Origin of the sequence: Methylobacterium sp. WL8, assembly GCF_008040045.1 — a bacterium.
Lineage (GTDB): Bacteria > Pseudomonadota > Alphaproteobacteria > Rhizobiales > Beijerinckiaceae > Methylobacterium > Methylobacterium cerastii.
This window is the reverse complement of sequence record NZ_VRVF01000195.1, coordinates 1-980: the sequence shown is the minus strand read 5'-3', so window position 1 is coordinate 980 and position 980 is coordinate 1. Positions and strand designations below refer to the sequence as shown.

The window sequence follows — 980 nt, the reverse complement described above, 5'->3', positions numbered from 1 at the left end:
GGGTAGGCTAGGATATTTTGATAGTGACTGGTACTTAAACGAGTACACAGATATAAATTTTAGTGACATTAAGCCGGTAGATCATTTTATAATTTATGGACAGCACGAGGGGCGCCACCCAAGTTTTGACGAAGACTGGTATACATCTCAGTATTTAAATACTGCATCAAAAACCGGAAATGCCATCGAACATTACCGCAATATCGGCGCCAAGGAAGGACGCCATGCTGCCTTTGATCGCAATTTTTACCTAAGAGAATACCCCGAGATCAAAGCAGCAGGATTGAACCCCCTTCAGCATTATATAAACTACGGAATATTCGAAGGAAGATATCCAGCATTTAATCGCAAATGGTATCTCAAAGCTTATCGAGATGTCAATCACGACAATTTAGATCCATACAAGCATTACATCGCGATCGGAAATAAGCAAGGGCGCCCTCTTAGTCCCTCTAGCCTAAGTAAGTTATCTTCATTTGGCGAACCAAATATTTGGGGAGATGCTAGTGTTGCGACGAATTTAAATGGACGTATCCCTGATGCGAATGATGAATTTTTGCCAAAAGTCTCAATTATTGTTCCTAATTTTAATCACGCTCCATATCTAAACGAAAGACTCAAATCTATATACGACCAGACGTATAAGAACTTTGAAGTGATACTTTTAGACGACTGTTCGTACGACGAAAGTGCGAAAATTCTTACAAAATTCGCTAACACCCATAAAAATAATACTAGACTTTTTATCAACAAAAAAAATTCTGGCGGAGTTTTCAATCAATGGAAAAAAGGATTTTCATTAGCTATTGGCGAGTTAATCTGGATAGCTGAAAGTGACGATTATTGTTCTTCAGACTTTTTATCAGAGCTTGTAAAGTTTTTTCGTAACAATGCTGTTAGAATGGCATTCTGTCGGACAGATTTTGTACAGAGCGACACTCGCCAGAAAGTGTGGACGTCCGAAGAATATTGGCGTGAAG

At 39.0% G+C, this 980-nt stretch carries 1 protein-coding gene; it reads left to right on the top strand.

Going from position 1 to position 980, the window contains the following annotated elements; genetic code table 11:
* Nucleotides 1-980, top strand: a 980-nt coding sequence (locus tag FV234_RS25870) for a glycosyltransferase family 2 protein (RefSeq protein ID WP_147832449.1), incomplete at both ends; no start/stop codon positions are given.